This is a genomic window from Natronorubrum texcoconense (assembly GCF_900100335.1).
Taxonomy (GTDB): Archaea; Halobacteriota; Halobacteria; order Halobacteriales; family Natrialbaceae; genus Natronorubrum; species Natronorubrum texcoconense.
Map to the genome: position 1 here is coordinate 154,252 of NZ_FNFE01000008.1, position 24,501 is coordinate 178,752.

20 protein-coding genes and 1 pseudogene are annotated in these 24,501 nt (G+C 62.0%); 11 read left to right on the forward strand and 10 right to left on the reverse strand.

All coding sequences use genetic code 11. The features are described from left to right. The first annotated feature begins 164 nt into the window (after positions 1-164). The 3 genes and pseudogenes from BLT08_RS23785 (at position 165) to BLT08_RS20335 (ending at position 2,690) form a co-directional block, all read left to right on the forward strand. Positions 165-597, forward strand: a pseudogene (locus tag BLT08_RS23785) (DsrE family protein). A gap of 881 nt (positions 598-1,478) precedes the next feature. Then, a complete protein-coding gene (locus tag BLT08_RS20330) occupies positions 1,479-1,739 on the forward strand; it encodes a hypothetical protein (protein WP_342707669.1) in 261 nt (86 codons plus the stop codon). A gap of 186 nt (positions 1,740-1,925) precedes the next feature. Beyond that, positions 1,926-2,690, forward strand: a complete 765-nt coding sequence (locus BLT08_RS20335) for a zinc metalloprotease (protein WP_090311704.1) — start codon at positions 1,926-1,928, stop codon at positions 2,688-2,690. A 110-nt stretch (positions 2,691-2,800) separates the two neighbouring features. On the opposite strand, the gene BLT08_RS20340 is transcribed toward BLT08_RS20335, so the two are convergent. The 3 genes from BLT08_RS20340 to BLT08_RS20350 form a co-directional block, all read right to left on the reverse strand. Next, on the reverse strand, positions 2,801-3,157 hold the full coding sequence (locus BLT08_RS20340; RefSeq protein ID WP_090311705.1) for a winged helix-turn-helix domain-containing protein: 357 nt from the start codon (positions 3,155-3,157) through the stop codon (positions 2,801-2,803). 204 nt (positions 3,158-3,361) lie between these two features. Beyond that, positions 3,362-4,300: a trehalose-phosphatase gene (gene otsB, locus BLT08_RS20345; protein WP_090311706.1), complete on the reverse strand. Its 939-nt coding sequence runs from the start codon at positions 4,298-4,300 to the stop codon at positions 3,362-3,364. A gap of 3 nt (positions 4,301-4,303) precedes the next feature. Beyond that, the gene (locus BLT08_RS20350) at positions 4,304-6,172 is read right to left on the reverse strand and encodes an alpha,alpha-trehalose-phosphate synthase (UDP-forming) (RefSeq protein ID WP_090311708.1); all 1,869 of its coding nucleotides are present in this window, start codon (positions 6,170-6,172) and stop codon (positions 4,304-4,306) included. A gap of 354 nt (positions 6,173-6,526) precedes the next feature. Between BLT08_RS20350 and BLT08_RS20355 the strand changes: the two genes are divergently transcribed. Further along, positions 6,527-7,729: a M24 family metallopeptidase gene (locus BLT08_RS20355; RefSeq protein ID WP_090311710.1), complete on the forward strand. Its 1,203-nt coding sequence runs from the start codon at positions 6,527-6,529 to the stop codon at positions 7,727-7,729. 287 nt (positions 7,730-8,016) lie between these two features. Here BLT08_RS20355 and BLT08_RS20360 read toward each other — a convergent pair whose 3' ends face one another. Further along, complete coding sequence (locus BLT08_RS20360) at positions 8,017-9,222, reverse strand: Cdc6/Cdc18 family protein (RefSeq protein ID WP_090311712.1); 1,206 nt, start codon at positions 9,220-9,222, stop codon at positions 8,017-8,019. Positions 9,223-10,901: 1,679 nt separating this feature from the next. Beyond that, a complete protein-coding gene (locus tag BLT08_RS23200; RefSeq protein ID WP_175529389.1) occupies positions 10,902-11,078 on the reverse strand; it encodes a hypothetical protein in 177 nt (58 codons plus the stop codon). Positions 11,079-11,439: 361 nt separating this feature from the next. Here BLT08_RS23200 and BLT08_RS20365 point away from each other — a divergent pair, with 361 nt between their 5' ends. Beyond that, positions 11,440-12,768 carry an RNA-guided endonuclease InsQ/TnpB family protein gene (locus BLT08_RS20365; protein ID WP_090311802.1) on the forward strand — a complete coding sequence of 443 codons (1,329 nt, stop codon included), beginning with the start codon at positions 11,440-11,442 and terminating at the stop codon, positions 12,766-12,768. Between the two features lie 11 nt (positions 12,769-12,779). Here BLT08_RS20365 and BLT08_RS20370 read toward each other — a convergent pair whose 3' ends face one another. After that, positions 12,780-13,967, reverse strand: a complete 1,188-nt coding sequence (locus tag BLT08_RS20370) for an iron transporter (protein WP_090311715.1) — start codon at positions 13,965-13,967, stop codon at positions 12,780-12,782. A gap of 161 nt (positions 13,968-14,128) precedes the next feature. Further along, positions 14,129-15,760 (reverse strand): hypothetical protein, encoded by a 1,632-nt coding sequence (locus BLT08_RS23520; RefSeq protein ID WP_245724294.1) that lies wholly within the window; start codon positions 15,758-15,760, stop codon positions 14,129-14,131. A 160-nt stretch (positions 15,761-15,920) separates the two neighbouring features. Here BLT08_RS23520 and BLT08_RS20380 point away from each other — a divergent pair, with 160 nt between their 5' ends. The 4 genes from BLT08_RS20380 (at position 15,921) to BLT08_RS23205 (ending at position 18,308) form a co-directional block, all read left to right on the forward strand. Next, complete coding sequence (locus tag BLT08_RS20380) at positions 15,921-16,760, forward strand: SCO family protein (RefSeq protein ID WP_090311717.1); 840 nt, start codon at positions 15,921-15,923, stop codon at positions 16,758-16,760. A 2-nt stretch (positions 16,761-16,762) separates the two neighbouring features. Then, positions 16,763-17,338: a TlpA family protein disulfide reductase gene (locus BLT08_RS20385; protein ID WP_090311719.1), complete on the forward strand. Its 576-nt coding sequence runs from the start codon at positions 16,763-16,765 to the stop codon at positions 17,336-17,338. A 50-nt stretch (positions 17,339-17,388) separates the two neighbouring features. Then, complete coding sequence (locus BLT08_RS20390) at positions 17,389-18,057, forward strand: cytochrome c biogenesis CcdA family protein (RefSeq protein ID WP_090311721.1); 669 nt, start codon at positions 17,389-17,391, stop codon at positions 18,055-18,057. A gap of 113 nt (positions 18,058-18,170) precedes the next feature. Then, positions 18,171-18,308 (forward strand): hypothetical protein, encoded by a 138-nt coding sequence (locus BLT08_RS23205; protein WP_175529398.1) that lies wholly within the window; start codon positions 18,171-18,173, stop codon positions 18,306-18,308. Between the two features lie 3 nt (positions 18,309-18,311). Here BLT08_RS23205 and BLT08_RS20395 read toward each other — a convergent pair whose 3' ends face one another. The 3 genes from BLT08_RS20395 to BLT08_RS20400 form a co-directional block, all read right to left on the reverse strand. Next, positions 18,312-18,539, reverse strand: a complete 228-nt coding sequence (locus tag BLT08_RS20395) for a DUF8149 family protein (RefSeq protein WP_090311723.1) — start codon at positions 18,537-18,539, stop codon at positions 18,312-18,314. A 272-nt stretch (positions 18,540-18,811) separates the two neighbouring features. Continuing rightward, entirely contained in the window at positions 18,812-18,985 is a 174-nt protein-coding gene (locus BLT08_RS23210; protein WP_175529399.1) for a hypothetical protein, read from the reverse strand. A gap of 289 nt (positions 18,986-19,274) precedes the next feature. Further along, positions 19,275-20,267: a PGF-CTERM sorting domain-containing protein gene (locus BLT08_RS20400; RefSeq protein ID WP_090311726.1), complete on the reverse strand. Its 993-nt coding sequence runs from the start codon at positions 20,265-20,267 to the stop codon at positions 19,275-19,277. Positions 20,268-20,726: 459 nt separating this feature from the next. On the opposite strand from BLT08_RS20400, the gene BLT08_RS20410 reads away from it, so the two are divergent. Both BLT08_RS20410 and BLT08_RS20415 read left to right on the forward strand, forming a co-directional pair. Next, positions 20,727-21,356, forward strand: coding sequence for a hypothetical protein (locus tag BLT08_RS20410; protein WP_090311731.1), 630 nt, complete (start codon positions 20,727-20,729; stop codon positions 21,354-21,356). 92 nt (positions 21,357-21,448) lie between these two features. Then, positions 21,449-24,289, forward strand: a complete 2,841-nt coding sequence (locus BLT08_RS20415) for a DEAD/DEAH box helicase (RefSeq protein ID WP_090311733.1) — start codon at positions 21,449-21,451, stop codon at positions 24,287-24,289. Positions 24,290-24,501 lie beyond the last annotated feature (212 nt).

The following is a 24,501-nucleotide window of genomic DNA, read 5'->3' on the forward strand; positions in this document are numbered from 1 at the left end:
GTTCGGGCTCAAACGGTTCGATATCGGGCGGGACGGCGAGACGCTCGAGAGACGGGACGGTCAGTCGTCCAACCGGTCGAACGCTCCCCTATCAAAACTTGGGAGAGCGAACAGGCACACGAACGCACAATGTCGATACGGAACGGCGCGCTACGGCAATTCGTATCCCAGACGCAGCAATCGTCGTTCTCGCCGGTACAAAGTCGCCATCCGAGCTCGGCCGGGTCGTCAACGGTCTCCAGACCGCACAGGAGTTCGACGACGCGGGGGATAGCGTCGAGATACTCTTCGACAGTGCGGGAACACAGTGGATTCCCGAACTCGAGGACGAGGATCACGACTATCACTCGCTGTACGCCGAACTGACCGGGCTCATGTCGGCCTGTAACTATAGTAACAACTGCAAGTCATTGCACACCTGATCGCCGAACCGTCTGGCGATCAGTGTGTAAATCGTTGCAGTGGCTACTATACTGTGCGAACGCCTACGAGGTCGGCGACGAGGTCAAAGATAGTCCGGCAGAACTACTCGACGAACACGAGGGCCACCCCAGTATCCGATCGCACCTCGTCGACGGCTACGAGATTATACGCTGAACAGGCGCAATACCACGGCCTTCAGGCCGTGGATACGCGCCGTCACTTAGTGCCACATTCCACCGTTAAGAGCATAGCCGAGTTTCCGATCCTAACGTTCAAGTTACAAGAGTCTCCATAGGCTGGTAAGGTCAGGTCGGAACGGAGCGGATTCCGAACAACCTTCGGAGGCGGCCTGCCCGCCACCCAACGAGGCAATATCCGAAACGCTGACGCGGTGAACACGAATCCTCGAAGGGTTCGTCATTGTGCCCGTCGGTCGAGCAAGCCCGACGATAACTCCGAGTTCGTCGACGTGTCAGCGGCTCCCTGCTGGCAAAAAAAACAGATGAGAGCCAAAGACACTGAGGATAGGAGTAACGGCGGTTTGGCACCGCCAGTCAGCCACCGTCACGATGGCTGGGTTAGATGTGGACTCCCGTAAAGTGGCGGAGTCATGGTTGCGAACCTGAAACTCTCACCGCTCGGGATTCCTGCGTTAACGAGACGCGTCGCGTCTCGTTCGCACACCAGAACGCTCCGCGTTCTGGAGACGTCTTCAGGCGCAGGAGGATGTCAACACGTACTGAGGACCCCAGTAGACGACAAGCGAACGATACGCGGCCCAATAGGTCGGTGCCAACGACGCCGACAGCTATTCTGCCGAGCAACAGAGGACTCGTCGAGACGCCAGCGAAGGCACCACCCTCGGTCGCGTACCTGAGTCCGAACTCGCCAGCGGAGTACTCATAACGAAAGTCGATAGTCACGATATCTTAAAGAAACGGTATGTGAACCCGAGGGCCGATGTCGTCGCCTCGAGTTCGAACGACTGGGATGGGTACGACGACCGCCTCGGCGATAACCACCGTCGATCGACCGACGGAGAGCGTGGTATCGTGGTGACGGATACACCCGCCGACGTGCTCTACGAGGGGGCAAACGGCCACTACTACACCGACTGCCAGGTCACGACCAATCTGCGTACCGAACGATGGAAGCCATGCATCAGACAGCGTGACCCGGACCGACGACTGGTGGAAACGAGCGACGGTGGCCTGCTGTTGCTGACACCGACAGACGACCTCCCCGCCTGGGCGGAGATACGCGTCGACGACCGCGGTACTCGCGTCGTCGATACGCGACGCCCACTGCCGGAGTGACGTTCCGTCCCAACGATTTTCGCTGTGTTCGACGGTAGCGCCTGCTGCCAACACCCGCAGTTCGGAAACGACGACGTCTCGGTGACGAAATAGGTGTGGGGATGAGTGTCAGGCGTACCTGACCGACTATAATGGAGTACTATGTGAAGCGGTACAAACTGGCCGTCGCGCGCGAGAGGAGCGATCGTGAATCGACGCGTGTTTCTCGGAACGGCCGGCTCCCTCGCCTCCGTCGGGACGCTGGCGTACGCGACCCGGGACCCCGTCGACACGCTCGAGATTCGCGTCTGGCTCTCGGAGCAGGCGGCAAGTTACGGCGGCGTCACCGATCGTATACTCGAGTATCTCGAGCGAATCTTCGACCTCGAGCACTGGTCGCTCACGGTCTCGAGCGGTGGAACCGTCGACGTCTCGACCGAGAACGGTGCGGAAGTGACGAGCGGCGGCGAATGGCCGGCAGCGCTCGCTGCGGGGGCGATCGGTCGCCGTGACTTGTCACCGGTCTCCGACGTCAACCTGCTCGTCACGGACGGCCAGATGCGGCAGGCCCCGACCGGCTACGGGCTTCCGCACATCGCCTCGGTCGGCGGCGCCAGGCACATCGCCGCCCTCGACCCGTTCGACGAACTCTTCTCGTCACCGGGAGCCGACGCCGACCGGCGGATCGTTCCGAACGGACGGCCGCCGCGGACGATGCAAATTCTCGCCCACGAAGTCGGTCACGCGCTTGGCTTACAACACGATCACGGCGTCGCCTATCGGTACGGTGATGCGATCGTCGCCTCACCGATGCTGAGCAGTTACGCCTGGTCGTCCGACTACGACGACGATAGCTCGCGATGCGGTACGAGCTACCCCGACCCCGCGGGTCTCGATCGAAAGCTCAGTCTGGCGTTCTCGCCCTGTGCGCGCCGCGAACTCGCCGACTACAGCGGCGGGTTTCTCCCGTAGACGAACACAAATTTCACACCCCGCCCCTTGACGCGCCGACGGAGAGAGGCCGTCCGGAAACGCATCAGCGGGGAGGACTCGACTTGGATCAACGGAGCGGGACGACCGGATCAGTCTTCGTCGTCGTCGCTCTCGTCCTCGCCGCGGACGAAACTCGCCTGCGCATCGCCACCCTGTCCGGTCCCGCCCGCGCTTGGACCTTCGATGAGCGAGTCGAAGTCGTCGACCTCGTCGTACTGCTCCCGGTAGACGAGCGCTGCCTTCCCGAGGGACGTAATCTCGTATAACCCGGACCGTTCGGCCGGCCCGATCTTCCGGACGAGTCCGTAATCTTCCAGTACCGGGAGCCTCGTGTTGATGTTTTTGCGGCTCTTCCCCGTGTGAGCGGCGAGATTCGTGGCGACGTTTCGACCCTTGTCCTCGAGCGCCTCGAGGACCAAAAAATCAGTAGGTTGACGTAACTTCACTATCGTTCACTCTCATCTATCACTATATTTCCACCGGTAACTAATACTTTCGCCTTTTTCGGTTGTGGTTTCTACGATACCGGACACCGAAAACAGCGAATAAAATTACGAAATTTAACATTTCAAGATTAGTAGAGACCAAGATGGTACACGGCAACGCCGAATATCGGGCCCTGGTGTCAGGTACGCGACTGAGACCGATAGTTAGCTCGAGCGGATCTCATCGATACGTGTCGTATCGGCGTTCGACCGTGTGCCAGCGGTCGAGCGGGTATCCGGTCTCGAGTAGATACCAGTCCTCGATCGGCCGTCCGGCGATCTCGTTCGCGTTCGATTTCGCTCGAGTGAGTCGACGCCGACCGAACCGAGCCACTCCAGGAACGTCGCGACGTCGTCGGGAGCATCGAGTCGACAGGAGGCTGCAGACGGCTCGTCGTCACCGACTCGAATCCCGATTCCCTTTGGTTCGACGGTCCGAAACGCGGATTCGTCGGTCACATCGTCGCCGATGTATATCGGCACCGTCCGTGGCGGCATATCCGCGTCGATCAAGCCGACCGCGTTCCCCTTCCCCCACGGAATCGACGGCCCGATTTCGAGGATGCGTTTTCCGGTCGAAATCTCGAGTACGTCGCCGCCGAATCGGTCGACGACCGCGGTCGTCAGGTGCTCGACGATCGGCCGCAGCGCAGGCGGGACCGATCGCACGTGAACCGTCCCCGTCAGTCGCTTGTTCTCGATTCGCGTGTTCGGCACGTGTTCGAGGGCCGTCTCGAGCGCCGTACAGACCCGCTCGATCTTCGCGGCCCGCTTTCGAGCGACGGGATGGACGGCGACCGACTCACCGCGCTCGAGTTCGAGACCGTGGTTTCCGGCGTACGTCTTCGGGCCGTCGATTCGCTGCCGGACGTCGGCTAACGCACGGCCGCTGACGATTGCCGTCGTCACCGACGATGTCGCCGCGAGGGTCGCCACAGCGGCCTCGTTTGCGGCCGTCGGCACCGCCGCGTCGGGATCGTCGACGATCGGTGCGAGCGTCCCGTCGAAATCCAGACAGCACAGGAGATGCGACGCGCCGGCGAGTCGCGACCGAATTCGATCTCGCTGCTCGTCCATCGGCTGGGGGGGTGTCGCGTCCGACATTGATCACACGGTGGAGGTGTATTCGGGCGGGTCAGTATCCGAATCCGAGTCCGGATTTGAATCTGAATCTGAGTTGGAACTGGAACCGGAATCGGAACCGGAACCGAAATCGGAACCGGAACCGAAATCGGAACCAGAACCGGAATCGGAACCGGAGTCCATCTCTGTACTAGCGTCGGAGTCACCAGACTGACCCGAATTCGAATCCGACGGCCGATCCTGAGCGGTGGCCGAGTCAGTTCCTCGAGCCGCTCCCGAGTCTGTTCCTCGAGTCGCGCCACCGTGACGGGTATCGCTGCGGCGCTCGTTATGTACCCGGCGAATCCAATCGAACTGGGTGTCCATCCACCACTCGAGATCGCCGTCGAACACCCGGTTACGGAGCGTGCGTATCCGGCGCTGTCGTCCGTGTAACGGCATCGCGACCGCGACCTCGAGCTGGCTCGCGAAGCCGTCGATATCCGCCGGATCGATCGTCAGCGCGTGGGAGCCGAGCGTCTCGTGGGCGCCGGTCCGATCGCTCAACAGGAGCGTCCCATCGCCGTCGACGCTCGCGGCGACGTACTCCTGGGCGACCAGATTCATCCCGTCGCACAGCGGACTCACGACCATCACGTCCGCACGGCGGTAGAGCGCACAGAGCTCGTCGTTCGAGAGGTAGTCTTCGGTGTAGACGATCGGCGTCCAGTCGTCCGTTCCGAATCGCTGATTGATCCGCGTAACCTCGCTTCGGACGAGATCCCCGTGTCGCTCGTAGGTCCGAATATTCGTTCGGGAGAGCGAGCACGACTGCACGAAAGTGAACTCGCCGTGCCACGACGGGTTCCGTTCGAAAAATCGCTCGAGAGCGGCCAGGCGTTCCGGGATCCCCTTCGAGTAGTCGAGTCGATCGACGCCGAGACCGATGACGTTCTCCGGCGAGATATCGTATCGCTCGAGCAACTCGGACGCCGCCGCATCCGAGACCGATCGCGCGTCACGGTCGTAGGACTCGGCGTCGACACCCATCGGCGTCGCGACGACGCGGGTCGTCGTCCCGTTGTAGCGGACGACCCGCCGTGAGCGATCGACGCTGGCAGCCGGTACGTACCGCTGGACGCAGTCGAGAAAGCGCTCGGCGTATCGGTCGACGTGGAAGCCGAGCAGGTCGTTTCCGAGCAATCCCTCGAGAAGGCTGCCACCGGCCGGGCAGTGCTGGAACGTCCGGGCCAGCGGCCACGGAATGTGCCAGAATTGCGCGATGGTCGTCGACTGCGGAACCGACTCGCGGATCATTCCCGGCGCGAGTGCGAAGTGATAGTCCTGCAGCCAGACGACCGAATCGTCAGTCGCGTGCTCGCTCACCGCGTCGGCGAATCGTTCGTTGACCGTCCGGTACCAGTCGAAATCGTTCGACCGATTCTCGACCAGATCGGTAAAGCCGTGACAGAGGGGCCAGAGGACGCGATTACTGAATCCGTAGTAGTAGGAGTCGACCGCCTCGTCCGAGAGATCGAGCCGTCGAAGGGTGTACGACTCCTCCGCCGGCGGGACGGCAACGCAGTTGTCCTCGTCCGTAACGTCGAAGTCCGCCTCGCCGTCGCCCCAGGCGATCCAGGTGCCTTCGGACTCCTGGACCACGGGATCGAGACCGGCAGTCAGTCCGCCGGTCGGCTCGTCGACCTCGATGGATCGACTCGCCGTCTCCGCGGCAGCCTCCTCGTCATCCTCGTACTCGTGGCGGTACGGCTGCCGATTCGAAACGACGATCAGCGAACCGGGACAGGTCGATTCGTCGGCCTGCGTGTCAGCGGTCACACGACCGTATCCGTCGGTCCGCAACTGTCCGTTATTCGGGTGCGTCGACGACGACCGCTCGTCGGTAAATCGCATTCGCTGATAATACACAGTTTCGTGGCGGGTTGCTGCGCGGCCTGCATCCGCATGGACCTCTAATAGCGTCCACTACTCGTCAGACTCACCAGACAATGAGGAAAAATGAACGGATCTACTTCGGATATCGCGCAACAATATCGGATATTTCTCGACGAGTGGCACGCAATAGCGTGGGAGAGAATACACTGGCGGTCTGCCGAGTTGACAGTGATTTGCCTCCCGGACAGCCATTGACCCACCCTCAGATTACTATTACCTCACCCCCCAGAATAACACCGGCCACACCGCTACCCGGCCGAGAGACCACTTCTCAGTCCAAACGTTCTTTCCGTTCTCCCGCGAATCGCGAGTATGCAATCGCTCTTCGAGCGCCGAATCGCGGACTGTCAACGCCGACTCGAGCGCACCGACGCGTCGCTCCTCGTCTGTTTTCCGAGCCCGAATCTGACCTATCTGACCGGGTTCGAGGAATCGCCCTCCGAGCGCCACCTGTTGCTGTTCGTTCCGCGAGCGGGCGACCCCATCGTCGTCGCACCGACGATGTACGACCGACAGCTCGCCGACGTGCCGATCGACGACCCCTCGCTCGGGATCCGGCTTTGGGACGACAACGACGATCCGGTGGCCGTTATCGACGGTGTTCTCGAGAAACTGCTCGAGCAAGGGAGTGGTGACGACAGCGCGGCAACCGACGAAACGGGCGACGAACCGCCCACGATATTCGTCGACGACCGGATGTGGGCGACGTTCACGCAGGATCTCCGAGCGTGCGTTCCGAATGCACAGTTCGGTCTCGCGAGCGACGTCCTCGAGAACATCCGAATTCGAAAGGACGAGGTCGAACTGGAAGCGCTGCGGAGGGCGGGGCAGATCGCCGATCGCGTCTCGCTCGAGATTCGCTCGCGCGGTGACGACCTCCTCGGCACGACCGAGTCGGAGTTGGCGGCCGAGATCGAACGCCTGCTCGCAGCCGAAGGTGGCGGGAAGCCGGCGTTCGAGACGATCGTCGCCTCGGGACCGAACGGTGCGCGGCCACACCACCACAGCGGCGACCGAACGATCGAACGCGGCGATCCCATCGTGTTGGATTTCGGGGCGTTCGTCGACGCCGATCTCGAGGCCGGAACGGGACGCTACCCGGGTGACCAAACCCGAACGATCGTCGTCGGCGAGCCGTCAGACGAGTACGAGCGAGTCCACGAGGTCGTCCGAGAGGCACAGCAGGCCGCGGTCGATGCGGTCGAGCCCGGCGTGACAGCCGACGCGATCGATCGAGCCGCCCGAACGACGATCGAGGCCGCCGGCTACGGCGACGCGTTCGTCCACCGAACCGGCCACGGCGTCGGCCTCGAGGTCCACGAGCCGCCGTACATCGTCGAGGGCAACGACCGCGAACTCGAGCCCGGAATGGTGTTCAGCATCGAACCGGGCGTCTACCTCGAGGGGGAATTCGGTGTCAGAATCGAGGATCTCGTCGTCGTGACCGAGGACGGTGCCGAACGGCTGAACGACTCACCGCGGGGCTGGGAAACCGGTGTGCCGTCTCAGTCCTAACTCGAGGAACTCCCAGTCGTAACTCGGGGAACATCCCAGTCCTCACTCGAGACACCACGTTTCCGGTGAATCAGTTCAGACTGTCAGCGAATCAGACACCTGGTTTCCGGTGAATTCGCTACCGGGGTTGTGGTGTGATCAGCATCAAAGTCGTAGTGTGACCAGCGCCAACGTTGTGGTACCTCGGCGACGAGTCTCCGAAGCGCCGTCGCAAGTTTTCGGATCCGAGGACGCCGGGCTTCCGGTGAAATATCGTCGTACTATCGGCCTATCGATCGGAATCGCCGCTACGTCTCGTCCGTCTCGACGAGTACCTTCCGTACGACGTCCGGATCCTCGAGCAGTTGGTGTTCGGTGTAGCTCCCTTCGGCGCTGCCGCCGCTCTGTCGGGACTGTTCGATGATGTCGAGAAACGCGTGCTCCTTTAACAGGTCGCGGACGCGACGCAGCGAGAGCGTGTCGGAGCCCTCCTGCCGACAGATCTCCTCGTAGACGTCGAAGATGCGCGTCGTTCGAAAGCCGTCCTCCTCGGGTCTGTTGAGTGCGAGCACCGCGAGCGCCTGCAGCACGTACCGGGAGTGGGGTGTCGATCCGCGGATGAGCTCGCGGAATCGATCGGTTTCTGCCCGTTCGCGGGCCTGTACGACGAACTCCTCGCGAACCGTCTTGCTCCCGTTCGACTGGGCGATCTCGCCGGCGTATCGGAGGATGTCGATCGCCTTTCGGGCGTCACCGTGTTCGCGAGCCGCGAGCGCTGCAGCCCGCGGAATAACCGACGGATCGAGCACTTCGTCCTTGAACGCGTCGCTGCGCGCCTGCATAATATCTCGGAGCTGATTCGCGTCGTACGGCGGGAAGACGAACTCGCGCTCGCAGAGACTCGACTTGACCCGTTCATCCATCCGATCCTTGTACTTGATCTTGTTACTGATCCCGATAACGCCGATCTTGCAGTTCTCGAGTTTCCCGGCCTCGCCCGCGCGCGAGAGTTGCATGAGAATGTCGTCGTCGTCCAGCTTGTCGACCTCGTCCAAGATGATGAGCACGACCTCGTACTGGGTGTCGAGCACCCGCCAGAGGCGTTTGTAGTAGGTCGACGTGCTGAGCCCTTTGTCGGGGATCTTGATATCGGTGACCGCCGAGTCGTTCAACGAGTGGGCGATCGTCTGGACGGCCTGCGTCTCGGTGCTGTCCTGTGCACAGTCGACGTAGGCGAACTCGGCCGTGACGCCCTCTTCTTTTGCGACGCGGACCAGCCGTTCGGAGATGTGCTTCGCACAGAGGGACTTTCCGGTGCCCGTCTTGCCGTAGATGAGCAGATTGCTCGGACTCTGTCCGAAGATCGCCGGGTTGACGGCGTTCGCGAGATCCGCGATCTCGTCGTCTCGCCCGACGATACGCCCTTCCTCGGGGAGGTGATTGATCTCGAGCAGCTCTTTGTTCTCGAAGATCGGATCGTCTCGGGTGAAGAGATCGTCGCCGGAACTCGACATAGGTAGTAGACACCACGTTTCCGGTGAAACGTCTTTACTGTTTGGACTCGTTCGCCGGAAACCGGTGAAACGGTGAAATATCGAGGAGAGAGCGATTCTCGAGAGGGGAGGGTGGAACGAACCGGAAGTGGGTGAGAAGTGGAGCACACACACACCACGTTTCCGGTGAAACGGGGTGAAGGGGGTGTGGGGGTGCAGTTGAAACGGGGGTTGCATTCATCGGAAACGCGGTGTGGTGGGGGTTGGCTATCGGTGCATCAGGACACGATTTCATCAGTGTGAGTACTCCTATGGTGTAAGTAGGGCAGGTTAACGATACTCGGCCGAAGAACAGCCACAACGCTACGGAGACAGCAGCGACGAATAGCGGAATCAGAAGCGATTGAGAAGGGATAACTGGAGGGTATCACCACGAATTGGCGAAACACCGCCTATGAGATCCGAAGGAGGCTGGTTTCTGAGAACAAACACACCAGAGAACAGATACACGACCTCGAATTTCCGATGAAACACCTTCAATCGACTCACATCGATTTCTATGTTAGTTCTGGACTCAATGGACTTTTTGATCTGAGGAAACTTATAATTACCGGATGCGGTCTTACACTAAGTGACATTCTAGTAAGAGTAAGGGAATCCAGTAGAGAAACTTGACGACGCCATGCAAACAATTAGTTTCTCTCTTATACCACCGGATCATTTCACCGGAAGCGTGGTGTGTTGATCGTCACTGCTGCCCCTCACTATTGGTCTTTACAACAACGTTTCAGTGGAATAACACCGTTAAATGACTCCGTTAGCGTTTGATTTTGGTGATTAGCGTTCGACCTCGGTATCCTCTTCTCCTCGAGTTCGTCCTATTCGAGTTCGCTATCGCTGCCGCAAATCGAATCTTTCGCTGTAGTTATCGATCCGGATTGATCATCGAGTCGGATCCCCCCACACCCCTTCTTTTCCCCTTTCACCGGAAACGCGGTGTGTGCGCGCGACTCGATCTGGTTACGTTTCTTCCAGTTGCTTCACTCACTTTCGGCCTCCCCACTCGTTTCCTCGTTCACCGGAAACGTGGTGTGTCAGTGCAACCGATAATCGTCCCGGACGGACGCCTGTTTCTTCTTCGCCACATCAATTCCCGCACTCACTGCCTCATCCCCTATATCTCCTCTACTTACGGCCTCGTTCCAGTCTTGCTCCGGTCTCGCCCAGGTCTCACTATCGCTACCCCTTTCGTACTGTTTCATTCCTGGCGTACTCTCCGTACAGGGAATCCATGAATAGCGAACCTACGTGAACCGCGAACCCACGAAGGGCGTTTTGCGCTGCCCACCAACGACATGTCTTCACCGGAAACACGGTGTGTGACTCGGTAGCGACGCTGCTCTCGAGCGTCGTGTCTCGACTATCGGCATCGCGTGCCGACCGTCAGTATGTCGCACCGGCCGTCAGCTTCGCGTACCGGCCTCGTGTATTTTCACCGGAAACATGGTGTGTCCGTCTCGCTCGATAGTAGCCAGTTGCACGGTTTCAGATAGCGACTGGAATTTCGTCTGGTTCCGTCTTCTGTCACTGATTGTTTTTCATACTGGGTTCGTCGTACATGGTTACTCGGAATCCACTCAGAACCAGTCGAACCGAAGCCGAGACCAAAATCGAACGTCGAAACCGACGTCGATGCAGGATCAGTAGTAGTACAGCTCGAGTTCGTGTCCACAGTTCCGACACGCGGTTTCCCTCCCCTGGAGTCGGTTCGTGGCACGTTCTTCGTGGATCCCCGGACCCGGCGGCACGGACGCGTCGACGCGTGCTTCACACTCCGGACAGCCGATACGCATATCTGAGTGGTCTGATCGAGACATACCCCGAGAGTACTCGAGAGCTTTGGTTAGTTATACCAGCCGTACGGTCGGTTCATCGTCGGTTTCGATGCGTTTCGTCGTCGTAGGGTCGAACTTCTGCCACCTGACGATAGACATCGGCAACGAACACACCATCGGTATTGGCACCGATCCCGGTCTACAGGAGATCCGGACCGTCCAGTCGGTCGGCTCGCAAGGCACATGCTTGTTAGCTGAAAGAGAAGGCGCTAAGCCCCCTTCCTCAGAGAGCGCCGAAGGCGCGAGCAGGGAGGGATACAGCGCCCGCACGACTCTCAAACACCCATCCAAAACCAAACCATTACATTCTACACGTGTTAATCAGCAGAGAGAGGCGTCGCACATGAACTACGGGCCACGCTACCGACTCTTCCCCGATAAACCACAGCGAGAGTCGCTGGGCTGGCAGCGTAACACCGTGCGACAAGTGTACAACCACGCACTCTACCGACTCGACCAAATACCCGAAAGTGAAGGCACTGTTCGACAACGAGTCTGGACAGTCCGAGACGAACTACCAGACTTGAAACAATGGTGGAATGACCTCACACAGGTCTACTCCACTGTACTCCAAGCCGCTGTGGAACGCATCTACCACAGCATCAAATCGCTTGGACAGCTCAAACAGAACGGGTTCTCCGTGGGAGAGTTGAACTGGAAGAAACCCAGAGAATTCAAGAGCTTCACGTATCGCCAGCGGGGCTTCGAACTCGACAAAAAGAGTGGTCCCAAAGGCCGTGGGCTCTTAATTCTCAAGAAAGTGCGTGGCGAAACCCTCGAAATCCCTATTCGACTCCACCGCGACGTGCTTGATGACGCCGACATCAAGCACGTCACAGTGAAGCAGGAAGCCACTGGTGTGTGGTACGCGTCTTTCAGCGTCGAAACCGAGACTCCAAAGAAACCCGCTCCAGAAGACATCAACTCAGAGGACACTGTTGGACTTGACCTTGGAGTTCTCAACTTCGTGTCCGATTCAGATGGACGCTCCATCGGACGACTCGACCTCGATGATGACCGTGAGCGATTAGAGAGAGAACAGCGTTCCCTGTCTCGAAAGAAATACGAGTCGCGTAACTGGGAACGACAGCGTAGCCGCGTTGCTAAGGTTCACGAGGGGATGTCGAACAAGAAACGCGACTACAAGCACAAACTCGCTCACGCGTATACGACGCTGTACGACGCAGTGTTTGTCGAAGAACTTGACGTGAAGCCGATGCTCGAATCCGATGGCAATGCTCGGAACAAAGCCGAAGTAGGCTGGCGAGACTTCATCACGATTCTGAAACACCACGGACGGAAGAACGGCTGCCACATAGTCGAAGTCGAACCGCGAGGCACGACGAAGGAGTGTGCCGAGTGTGGCGTTGAGACCGCGAAGCCGTTGTGGGTTCGAGAGCATTCGTGTCCGTCATGTGGGTTTGAAGTAGATAGGGATTTCAACGCCGCGTTGAACGTACAGTCGCGCGGCTTGGCGAAACTAGGAGTGGTTCACTCCAAAGCAACGTCCTCAGAATCGCTTTGCGATTCTGATGGGCTGCGAAAATCGCGCAGCGATTTTCGAACGCCTGTGGAGACTGCGGCCACTGTGGATACACGGTCAGTATCTGCAAGTCGCGTCGTTGAATCAGGAAGCTCCGCCCTCAAGGAAGCCGCGTCAGCGGCTGAGTAGGGCGGAGTAGTTCACACGGTGAACGAAACGTCTTCGAACTCGAAAAACGCCGTCTCGTACCCGTCGTGGCGCGACACCTGGGGTGGTGAGTCGACGGCGACCGTGATCTCGTCGTCGCTCTCGAGATCGTCGACCGCGAGTCCGTAGTGGTGACCGTACTCGTGATCGATCCGTTCGGTCAGTCGTTCGTCCTCGAGGACGGTCGATCCGTCCCGGTCGATCGTCACCCGCAACGAGGCGGACGGGAGGATGACGTCGTTGTACGGGGTCCGCAGACAGCCCATCAGATACGCTGCATCGTCGGCGAATCGGTCGGTATTAGGGACGATCACGGATAGCTTCGCGTCGCCGCTTCGTTCCGTTCCGAGGACGTCACCCGGTAGTTCGTCGATGGCCGGCCCGTCGGACGTCGGCGGGTGTCCGGGGTCGCCGCCGTGGTCGCCGTGGCCGCGCCCCCCGTCACTGTCGTCGTGGTCGTGATCATCGTTCTCTCCGTGATCTGCGTGCTCGTCGTCCCCGTGACCGTCGTGCGCTCCGTGGTCGCTGTGGTCCATCAACTCGAGAGCGTCCCGCTCTCCGCGTCGATCCTCGTCGATCAGCTCGAACTCGAGGTCGTGGATGTCCGACCGGTTGAACTCGAAGTCGATCTCGAGCGTGGACGAGCTATCGAATCGATCCCCGAACGCGCCCGTCCTCTCGGCCTCGAGCCGGCCGATCCGAATGCGAGCCGTGTACTCGCCCTCGTCCGGGAGCGAGATGTTGTCGCCGTAGTGAAAGCCCATCCGCTGGGAGAGCATCGGCCAGGGCGAGAACTGTCCGGTGACCGAGTCGCCGCCTCGGCGCACGTCGAGTTCAGCGTTCACCGGAAGGACGGTGTCCGTTTCGGGGTCCCAGACGGTGAGCATGAGATGCATGCTGTCGTCGGCGTCGACGTCGACGCGTTCGGTTTCGCCGGCGACGAGCCAGAATCGGTGCGGGATCGTGTAGGTGAGTTCGACGGCGTACTCGCCGTCGGTCGCACGCCCGTAGGTTCCCATCTCCTCGATGCCGGCGGGGAGGTAGACGGCGTCGGGTCGGTTTTCGACGAGCGGCGGGTTCGACCAGGCGGACTGCTCTTCGAAACCGAGCCGCTCGAGACAGCCCGCGATGGCGGCGGTTCCGGCCACGGCGGTTCCGCGCAGGAATCCCCGACGGTTCATTGCGCCGATCTTGGGATGCCAGTGACAAAACGGCTATTGGTTTGCTGCTCGAATCGCGGCTGTCGACCTGCCGCTCGAATCGCGACTGTCGAGCTATCGTTCGAACCGCGGCGATCGAACCGACCGAGGTGTCTCTCCTCGCTGCCAGCCCCTGTTCCATCCTATCCAGCAACGTACACCGGCTCCATCGTCGGCAGCGTCAGGAGCCACAGACTGAGCGCCGTATAACAGACCATGACGACGACGAACGGATACTGACTTCGAATCGCCTGCAAACGACCTGGAACACAGTCGAACGCGATCGCGTGGGCGGTCCAGATCGCGAGCACGTGACCGGCGAGGAGGGTGGCGATCTCGAGCGTCCCCATCCACCCGGGAACGACGAGCGTCGTCGGATTCACCGGCGGGGCGAACGGACTCGAGAGCGCAGCCAGCGACGCCGGAGCGAGCGAGACAACGAACGTGACGTAGTGAGCGAGGTGATAGCCCGCGGCGATCGCCAGCAGGGGCGGGGCGAACCGGCGGGCGAGCACTCGCTCCGAGAGGTAGGTCGGTGCGGTTCGCCGCGAGAGGTGTGCGGCCAGCCAGTAGACGGCGAGCGCGACGGCGAACCCGCCGACGAGCAGCGCGAGGTAGACGACGCGGGCGGGGAGTCCGGTCGCGACGAGTGCCTCGACGACCCGCCGGCCGGGTCGCGTCACGACGAACCCGTTGAACGTTAGCTCCCAGACCAGCAGGACGACGAAAGCGACGTCGCTCGAGTCGGTCACGACGTCCGCGTCCCGAAGACGAGCGCCCGGAACGACGAGTCGAACTGTCCCGTCGCGTCGCTGAATCGGAGCGACGGCCCCGTAGAGCCGAAAGAGTACGGCCAGTGGATCGGCGCGTCGAAACCACACCGTCGGCGAGAAGAGGACCGCACCGGTGACGGTGTACCCCGCGTAGCCGACCGCAGTGAACGCGAGGAGCTCCGTATCGGTCGTGATGGGGAGGACGAGCTCGAGCCACACGAGCGCTCCCAGCCCGAGTACCGCCGGCCACGACGAGAGCCACGTGGGGTACTCGAGAAGAGCCGAGTCGACCGCTGACGAATCGTTTTCGTTCGTCTCGTTCGTTCCGTCCGTTCTGTTCGTTTCGTTCGTGCTCGGGTTCGACGGGCGACGCCGGACGCGTTCTCGAACTCGAGTCACCAGTTCTCGGACTCGAGTCACTAATTTATCGACACCGCGCGCGAGGGTCCGAAACGGATCGATCGTTGGCCACGGATCGACGACGAGAAAGGCGACCATCGGTAGGACGGCTCGCACGCCCACGAACGCGATGATAACGGCGAGGTTCGCCGTCGGCATCGTCGGTCCCTCGAGACCGACGACGATCACGGCTGCGAGTCCGAGCACGCCGAGACCCCCACCAATGAGCGATCCCGCGGCGACCGTTCGTCTCGAGAGCCCCGTCGATCCGACGGGGCTCGACTCGGCGGGACTCGATTTGCCAGGACTTGATTCGGTAGGATTCGACTCCGCGATAGCCGCGAGCGGAACGCCCCACTCGTGGACCGTATCGACGAAGCGACGATCGGTCACGAGCGCGGCGAGCAGCGCGGAGGCTCCGACGGCGGCCCCGCCGGTGAGCAGCGTGAGCCACGTCGGGACGGTGAGCGTCCGATCGTCACCGAGTCCGGCGGCGACGTTCGAGGCCGCGACGGGTTCGGTCCAGTAGCCTGCGACGATACCGATCGCTCCCAGTCCGAGGACGATCGAACCGACCGCTCGAGCCGAACGCGACGGTGACACGCGGGATATTACGACGACGACCCACATGTAATCGGCTCTCGATCGCAGCAGTGGAGAGGGGTCCGTTCGACGCTACGTTCGGAATTTCCCCGACCGGATTCGTCTCACATTCGGTGAGCGAACCAACGAGCATTTCATGGCGCGCTCCTACGCATCTCGTATGGAACGACGGACGTACCTTCGCGCGCTCGGGGTCGCGGGTGTCGCTGGGACTGCCGGCTGTCTCGACACGGTCGATCAGGCACTTTCCGGCGACAACCACGATGGCGACGGGATTCTCCCGCCGCCGGACCACCCGACGGGGGCCTCCTATCCGGAGTACGGCGAGGAGTTCCCCTCGTTTTCGATTCCGGACCCGATCGCGGAGACGTCCGTCTCGCTCGAGGACTTCGTCGGCGAGAAGCCGTTTCTGCTGACGTACTTCTTTACGACGTGTCCGGACGGCGCCTGTCCGGCCCTCCTCTTGCGACTCCGGTGGATTCAGGAGGACGCCGCGGAACATGGCTACGAGGACGATATCGCGTTGCTCGCGTTCACGTTCGATCCCGAACGCGACACGCCCGAGGTCCTTCGTGAGTACGCGGCCGAGCGAAGTATCGACTACGAGGCGGACAACTGGCACTTCCTCCGGCCCGAAACCAACGACGAGGCCGAGGACGTGATGACCGAGACCTTCAAACTGCCACTCCAGCGGATCGACGACGAGGAGGAACTCGAGGAGCACGACGAGTTCGAGGGCAACGGCGACCACGACGGTGAGGGACACGACGATGCGGACGATCACGACGATCACGACGACTCGGACCGCGATCACGAAAACGAATCCGACCACGACGACCACGACCACGGCGAGTACACGTTCATCCACAACAATTTGATCACGCTCGTCAACGAAGACGGAATCGTGGAACGGGCGTATCCGTCGGCCGTCCAGTCCGAGCGGGCGGTCGACAACGAACAGATCGTCGAGGACACGAGGACGGTCGTCGGGGTGGAGTGAGCATGCGGAGACGGGACGTCCTCGCCGGCCTCGGGAGTGCGGGCGTCGTTGCCGGCGCCGGTGCGATCGCCGTCTACGGACTCCCGTCGACCGAGCGTCTGCTAAACGAGGAATCGGCTGACGAACCCGACGAGCCGCTCGAGATCGAGACGATCGACGCCCCCGGGAGCGAGGCGGGAACGATCGAGGTACCTACCATCGGACAGGTGACGTTCGTCGACCTGTTCGGAACCTGGTGTGCGCCCTGTATCGAACAGATGCCGGCGCTCGCGACGGCCAACGAGCGGATCGGCGAGGACGTACTGTTCTGCTCGGTCACTAACGAGTCCGTCGGCGAGAACGGCTCGATCACCGAGGCGGAACTCGTCGAGTGGTGGGACGAACACGACGGTGACTGGATGGTCGGCCACGATCCGGCGGCCGAGCTCACGGCTCGCTACCTCGAGGGCGGCTTTCCCACGGCCGTCGCTATCGACGCCTCCGGACGCGTTCAGTGGGCCGATTCGGGCGTCAAGAGCGCGGATGAACTCGTGTCCGGAATCGAGCAAGCGCTCGAAGCCGATGCCGGTGACGAGTAAGATGGTACTGCAGATGAGGGGACCGGTGATGCCAACTCGGGTGACGGGCGATGACTGACGGCTCGTTGCCGCTCACGTTCGCGTTGGTAGCGGGCATTGCGACGTTTTTTTCGCCGTGTGCGTACCCGCTCTTACCGGGCTACGTCGGATTCTACGTGAGCCAGACCGAGGGAGAGCAAGCTTCGCTGTCCGGCGCGCTGAGTCGCGGTCTCGTCGCCGGAATCGGCGTCCTGGCGACGTTCGGCGTACTTTTGGTCGCCGCCTACTGGGTCGGCCACTCGACGCTGTCGAACATCGTCCTCTTCGAGCCAATCGTCGGCGCGATTCTGGTCGCGTTCGGCCTGCTGGTCGTCTTCGACCGTGCTCCGTCGCTCACGATCCCCCTTCCGAAACGCCGCTCGAGCGTGTTCGGCTTCGGAATCTTCGGCGCTGGCTACGCGCTGGCTGCGGCGGGCTGTGTCGCGCCGCTGTTCGTCGCCGTGCTCGCACAGGCGCTAGCGCTCCCGCCAGTCTCGGCGGCGCTCGTCGTCGGCACCTACGTCGGCAGCGTCGTCGTATTGATGATCTCGCTGACGGTCGCGACTGGAATGGGCCTTGTCGCGAGCGCCGGCCGACTGGCTGCCCACAGCGAGTTACTCGAGCGTATTGCGGGGGTCGTCATGATCGTCGCCGGCCTCGGACAGCTGTATCTCGCGATCTTCGTCCTCGACGTGATCTGATCGCGCCGACTCGCGGATTTCGATCGTGCTAACTCGCGGGTTCCGATCGTGCCAACCTGCGGGTTTCGATCGCAAGCGGACCGCTTGTTCTGTTCGTGGTCGTACTCCATCCCATGGATTCGAAGCGCCCCGACGTTCGACTGGACGACAATCCCGACGAAGCGGGCCGGGTAACGAACTCCGGCGGCGAGGCGAACGAGGGGACGTCACAGTCACTGCTCTGGCGGATTCGATCGTCCCTGCGTCGATAGCGTTTACTCCGGCTCGGAGTCCTCGAGCAGTCCGAGATCGGTCGCAGCGAGGTCGGCGATACGTTCGACGATGTCGGGGTCGACGGCCGCGACGTCCTCGCCGTCGTGTAACTGGTCGTTGTGTCGCTCGATGGTGTCGGCGACGTCCGAGAGGGGGATGCGGGAGGTCGTCTCACAGTCGGGACACACGATCGGGACGCGGGGATCGTCCGAGTCGCTGGCGGCTGTCATCGTTTGACTCTCTCGAGCGGAGCGGCAAAATCTCACTGGTTGGACGGTTTCGAGGATGGCACTGTGTTAGCTGTCTCGAGGTGCTTTACGTGACTCTCCGATCGACCGATCGGCCAGCACTCTTATTATAGATGGACTGATGCGTTCACTCGAGGGGGCGATAGACTATCGACCGGTTCCACCGGTTTTCCGTTCGCTGTACGACAGTTGAACCCATCAGGCTCTGACTCTCGCGTGAGCGTGTCACCGACTCGCACACTGTGCTCAGCTACCTATTCAGACGAGGCGTGATTGAGACCGATAGCGGCGAGCGTGATCAGTACACCCGCCCAGATCAGGAGGTAGCCCGGTCCCTCAGGGGTGGGGCCAATTTCCCGGAGAATCAGATCGAGTGCAGCGACTATCGAAATTTGAAAGCCGAGTATCCCGAGTAATATTTCGTTCATACCAAAATAATATAAGCATGCTGTTAAAAACGTTACTGTTGTATTCAATCTACTTCACGAAACAAATGCCGTGAGTCCGCTTGTTGAGGTTTTCTTCCCCTGCCGTCTCCTTCCTATGGTAGAAATCCATTTTCGAGAGTACACTGAAAGGTGAGAGTATCATAGAACCCTCATTACTCCTGATGATGGTGCTTCTCGGTTGTCTCCGCGGTCGTCGTTGGAGATCGCAACGACGAGGCACAGACACGACGCAAGGACCGTGTTTTCTCCGAAACGGTTTCGTCCGTCGTCAGGTCGATCGGCGGCGGACGCCGAGGAGTGCGGCGATCGCCAGCGCGACGATCACTGCCGGAACGCCGAATCCGGGGAGTTCGTCGCCGTCGTCGGCGTCGTCTTCGTTGCTCGTTCCGTCGGTACTCGACGATCCATCGTCTTCGTCGCTCGAGTGCTCCGTTCCGTCACTATCGTCCGAGTCGCCGTTCTCCTCGCTCGAGTCGCCGTCGTTGACGCCGGTCTCGTCGGCGTCGAGCTGGAGGACTGCGATGACCTGGCCGTGTGAGCCGTCGGGCTTGAAGGTCCACTCGCCGCCGACTTCCTCGTAGGATTCGGCGTCCTCGATCGGATCGACGCTCGTGTCCCAGGTGTCGTGGGTCTGCTCGATGTAGCCGACGACCTCGATCTTGTCGGCGTGTTCGCCCTCGATCTGGACCTCTCCGTACTCGATGGTCGCGTCCTCGGGCTGGCCGTGCATCTCGATGGTGTGGGAGTCCATATAGCCGTCGCCCTGTGGCAGATCGTCGGTCGTGCCGAACTGATCGGCGTCGAGCGGCCGGTCGTAGTGGTCGGTCAGCGGGTACTGGACGGTCACCGGATTGGCGTGGGAATGCCAGTTCAACTCGTCGCCGGTCTCGATCGTGACGGTCGTGTTCGGGACGGTTTCACCGACGATCGGTTCGCCCGCTTCGTTGAGGAGCGTCACGCCGATTTTCCCTGAGCCGTCACCCAGATACGGGGACCGGTATTCGTCGCGCGGGTTGATGTAGCTGACCCAGTTCCCGTCGCTCGCTTCGTAGTACGGATCGCCCACTTCGGGGGCCGGTTCGACGTACGCCTCCTCGGAGACGTTCGCGTTCGTCGACGCGTCCGGATCGATGGTCGCGCCGGATGCGGCTACCGACTCGTCGGCGCTGACGCCGCCCATGAGGGCGACACCGAGGACGCCGACGAGACAGAATGCGAACGCGCCAGCCACGACGGTCGTCCGTGCTCGATTCGCACTCATCGAGAGTCCCCTCCGGAAGTCACCGTGTCGGTCGCGTCGCTCGACCTTTCAGGCCGTGCGTCCGTCGCGACCCGACGCTCGAGCGTCCGGGACCGCTCTTCGAATTCGGTGGTACGTTCGCGATCGAAGGTCTCGTGAGGCGACCCGGGGACAGGACGAGTGCCCCAACGACATCGGTTCGCCGACCGTGATCTGAATCGATTCATACGATCGAACCACTTCATTCATCCATTTTTATATGACCTGAATACCAGAATGTCAGGAACGAGTAGGGGGCGACTTACGCTGGTTTCGGAGTGGTTACTCCCCACCGGTGATTCGGAATGCAGTCACTACTTGCCCGTACTGGCCGCCCTTCCGGCAGTTCACGGCCGTCCACCGACTCCTGTGGATCGTCGATGCTCGACGCTTGCGCTGGCACCCCGAACCGACTTCCGGGGCGGGACTGTACGGTTTTTGATGCGCGTTCGATCCGCCGTCGATACGGATACGTCGTCGCCACAGGACCGGTCGCCGAACGTGACGAACACCGACTCGAGCAGGGCGCTCCGAACGCTCGTACTCGTGGCAGCCGGGACCGTCGTCGTCGCGTACGCCCTCGATCGCGTTCTCGGTTCGAGTGACGAGGACGAACCGTCACTCGAGGCGATCCGAGAGCAAGCCGTCGACGCCGTCCCCTCGGCCGTCAGCGACCGCGTTCCGGACGCAGTTCCCACGGAACCGCAGGCCATTCCGATCGGTGACGTCGGCTCCGACGAGAGCGAGGCGGACACGACGGACGAGGCGAATACGACCAACGAGACGGGGACCGACACCGATACCTCGAGTGACGCTTCCGCGTCCGGTGCCGGAGAACCGGTCGACGACGCGGAGACGAACGTCGATCTCGCCGACGACCCGTCGTCCACGAAGATTACGTCGGGCTCGAGCGACGAGATTCAGGAGAAGCCGGCCGAACCGGGCGAACTGTCCGTCGACGAAGACGTCGAGGACGTGATCGACGAGGACGATGTGGGAACCGACGTGGATGCGGACGGGCGTTCGGCTGACGGTGCTGACGGCGACTCGAGCGCCGACGACGAGGAGTGAGGACGGACACGTGGGGACTCTCGAGTCCGACCCGCCCGATTTAACCGCCGGGAACGTGGTGCTTATCCGGTTCTCGCCCCTACGGGCTCTCGATGAGTGAGGGCGACGTCGCGGCGTTTACGCACCTCGGACCGACGGTTCGCGGGGCGCTCTCCGAGCGCGGCTTTTCGACGCCAACGGCACCGCAGCGACTGGCGATTCCGCCGCTGTCGGCCGGCGAGCACACGCTCGTGATCGCACCCACGGGGAGTGGCAAGACCGAGACGGCGATGTTGCCCGTTTTCGATCACCTCGTGGCAGAGGATGGCCCTCCGGAGGGCTTTGCTGCGCTCTACGTGACTCCCCTGCGAGCGCTCAACCGAGACATGCGCGAACGTCTCGAGTGGTGGGGCGAGTATCTGGATCTCGAGGTGGACGTCCGTCACGGCGACACGACCCAGTATCAGCGGGGCAAGCAGGCGAAGAATCCGCCGGACGTGCTGGTCACGACGCCGGAGACGCTGCAGGCGATGCTCACCGGCGAACGGCTGCGGGAGGCGTTAGTCGACGTCTCCCACGTCGTGATCGACGAGGTCCACGAACTCGCAGCCTCCAAGCGGGGGGCACAGCTGGCGATCGGCCTCGAGCGTCTGGAGGACCTCGCGGACGGGATCCAGCGGATCGGCCTCTCGGCGACCGTCGGCGATCCTGGCGAGGTCGGGCAGTTCCTGACGGGCGGGCGGCCCTGCGAGATCCGGGAGATCGACGTCGGCAGCAACGTCGACGTCACCGTCTGCCAGCCCGAAACCACCGAGGAAGACGACCGGCTCTCGGGCGAACTGATGACCGAAGCGGACACGGCCAGCCACGTTCGGCTGATCCGCGACCTGGTAGCGGACCACGAGTCGACGCTGATATTCGTCAACACGCGACAGACGGCGGAGGCGCTGGGGTCGCGATTCACCGAACTCGAGCTGCCGATCGGCGTCCACCACGGCTCGCTGTCGAAGGAGGCCCGGATCGACGTCGAGGACCGATTCAAGTCGGGCGAACTGGACGGGCTGCTCTGTACGTCCTCGATGGAGTTAGGGATCGACGTCGGCCGGGTCGATCACGTGGTCCAGTACAAGAGCCCGCGACAGGTGACGCGACTGCTCCAGCGAATCGGTCGCGCGGGGCACCGCCAGGACGAGGTCTCGAGCGGCACTATCGTCACGACCCGACCCGACGACACGTTCGAGGCGCTCGCGATCGCTCGGCGCGCCCGCGACGGCGAGGTCGAACCGGCCGCGATCCACGAGGGCAGTCTGGACGTCGTCGCGAACCAGATTCCGGGATTCGTCCAGAGCCGCGGTGCGACGCCGCTCCGGGAGGCCTACGAGACCGTCACGCGCGCGTACCCGTTCAGGAACCTTCCCGAGGAGACGTTCCGCGAGGTCGTCTCGGAGCTCCACCGCAACCGAATCGTCTGGTTCGACGAGGCCGACGACCGACTCGAGACGACCGGCGGCACCTGGCAGTACGTCTACGCAAATCTCTCGATGATCCCCGACGAGGAGACGTACGAGGTCCACGACATCGCCTCGGGTGGTCAGATCGGGACCTTGGACGAGCGGTTCGTGGTTAACTTCGCCCAACCGGGCGAGGTGTTCATCCAGCGCGGCGAGATGTGGCGTATCGCCGAGATCGACGACGAGGAGGGACGGGTCAAGGTGAGTCCGATCGAGGACCCCGCCGGCGAGGTGCCGTCGTGGATCGGCCAGGAGATCCCCGTTCCGGCGGCTGTGGCGGGTGAAGTCGGCGAAATTCGGGGGGTGGCCGAGCCACAGCTCTCGGCGGGGGCCGACGCCGCCGCGGTCGGTCGCGAGTTGGCACACCGATATCCCGCGGACGACTACACGCTCACCGAGGCCTGCGACCAACTCGAGCGGCAGATCGAATCCGAGGCGCCGATGCCGACGGCGGACCGACTCGTCCTCGAGCGCCAGGGCCGGTCCGTCGTCCTGAACGCGCCGTTCGGCCACACGGCCAACGAGACGCTCGGACGGGTGATCTCGGCGCTTCTGGGACAGCAGTCGGGCTCGTCGGTGGGGCTCGAGACGGACCCCTACCGGATCGAACTCGAGGTACCGAACTCGGTCGCGACGAGCGACGTGCTGTCGGTGCTCGAGGAGACCGATCCCGGCCACGTCGAGGCCATCGTGGAACTCGGGCTCAAGAACTCGGACGCGCTCGCCTTCCGACTGGCGCAGGTCTCGGCGAAGTTCGGCGCGCTCAAACGCTGGGAGGCCAGCGGGTCGGGGCGGATTTCGAACGACCGACTGCTCGCGGCGCTCGAGGACACCCCGATGTACCAGGAGTCGATCCGCGAGGTGTTCCACGAGGATCTGGACGTCGAGCGGGCGAGCGCCGTGCTCGAGGGGATCCAGTCGGGCGAGATCGAACTCGTGACCCACCGGGGCCGAACGCCGGTCGGACAGGGAGGTCGCTCCTCGAGCGGGAAGGAACTGCTGGCGCCGGAGAACGCGGACGCGAGCGTCATCAACACCGTCCGGGAGCGGATCCAGAACGATCGGATCATCCTGCTCTGTACGCACTGCACGGAGTGGAAGGTGAAGACGAAGGTCAAGCGGGTCCGCGACCAGCCCGAGTGTCCCGACTGCGGTTCGACCCGGATCGCTTCGCTGAATCCGTGGGCCGACGAGGTCGTACAGGCGGTTCGTGCCGAGGAGAAAGACGAGGAGCAGGCGGCGATGACCGAACGGGCGTATCGCAGCGCCGGACTGGTCCAGAGCCACGGGAAGCAGGCCGTGATCGCGATGGCCGCCCGCGGCGTCGGGCCGCACAACGCCGCCCGGATCATCAACAAGCTCCGGGAAAACGAGGACGAGTTCTATCGCGACATCCTCTCGAAGGAGCGAGAGTACGCGCGAACCCAGTCGTTCTGGGACTGATACGACCTGCGTGGGACTGATACGGTCTGGCTGTACCCCTTTTCCGACACAACCCAGGACGGTCGCAGCGACACCGGAACTGACGCACTGCGGCCTGTCTAAAGCGGCCGTTTTCCGGGGTCTTGCTCGTGTTCGTTTCGGCGGTCTCTCATTTCGTCTCGCCCGCCGGACGCCGCTTTCACGAACCCAGTTCTTATAATGACGACTGGCCA

What these genes read in the sequence shown, in the direction of transcription:
- BLT08_RS23205 (WP_175529398.1), top strand. Translation starts at nt 18,171, where the DNA reads ATGGATTCGAAGCGCCCCGACGTTCGACTGGACGACAATCCCGACGAA.
- BLT08_RS23200 (WP_175529389.1), bottom strand. Translation starts at nt 11,078, where the DNA reads ATGTCTCGATCAGACCACTCAGATATGCGTATCGGCTGTCCGGAGTGT.
- BLT08_RS20390 (WP_090311721.1), top strand. Translation starts at nt 17,389, where the DNA reads ATGACTGACGGCTCGTTGCCGCTCACGTTCGCGTTGGTAGCGGGCATT.
- otsB (WP_090311706.1), bottom strand. Translation starts at nt 4,300, where the DNA reads ATGTCGGACGCGACACCCCCCCAGCCGATGGACGAGCAGCGAGATCGA.
- BLT08_RS20385 (WP_090311719.1), top strand. Translation starts at nt 16,763, where the DNA reads ATGCGGAGACGGGACGTCCTCGCCGGCCTCGGGAGTGCGGGCGTCGTT.
- BLT08_RS23210 (WP_175529399.1), bottom strand. Translation starts at nt 18,985, where the DNA reads ATGAACGAAATATTACTCGGGATACTCGGCTTTCAAATTTCGATAGTC.
- BLT08_RS20380 (WP_090311717.1), top strand. Translation starts at nt 15,921, where the DNA reads ATGGAACGACGGACGTACCTTCGCGCGCTCGGGGTCGCGGGTGTCGCT.
- BLT08_RS20360 (WP_090311712.1), bottom strand. Translation starts at nt 9,222, where the DNA reads ATGTCGAGTTCCGGCGACGATCTCTTCACCCGAGACGATCCGATCTTC.
- BLT08_RS20365 (WP_090311802.1), top strand. Translation starts at nt 11,440, where the DNA reads ATGAACTACGGGCCACGCTACCGACTCTTCCCCGATAAACCACAGCGA.
- BLT08_RS20370 (WP_090311715.1), bottom strand. Translation starts at nt 13,967, where the DNA reads ATGAACCGTCGGGGATTCCTGCGCGGAACCGCCGTGGCCGGAACCGCC.
- BLT08_RS20350 (WP_090311708.1), bottom strand. Translation starts at nt 6,172, where the DNA reads ATGCGATTTACCGACGAGCGGTCGTCGTCGACGCACCCGAATAACGGA.
- BLT08_RS20400 (WP_090311726.1), bottom strand. Translation starts at nt 20,267, where the DNA reads ATGAGTGCGAATCGAGCACGGACGACCGTCGTGGCTGGCGCGTTCGCA.
- BLT08_RS20410 (WP_090311731.1), top strand. Translation starts at nt 20,727, where the DNA reads ATGCGCGTTCGATCCGCCGTCGATACGGATACGTCGTCGCCACAGGAC.
- BLT08_RS20355 (WP_090311710.1), top strand. Translation starts at nt 6,527, where the DNA reads ATGCAATCGCTCTTCGAGCGCCGAATCGCGGACTGTCAACGCCGACTC.
- BLT08_RS20395 (WP_090311723.1), bottom strand. Translation starts at nt 18,539, where the DNA reads ATGACAGCCGCCAGCGACTCGGACGATCCCCGCGTCCCGATCGTGTGT.
- BLT08_RS20415 (WP_090311733.1), top strand. Translation starts at nt 21,449, where the DNA reads ATGAGTGAGGGCGACGTCGCGGCGTTTACGCACCTCGGACCGACGGTT.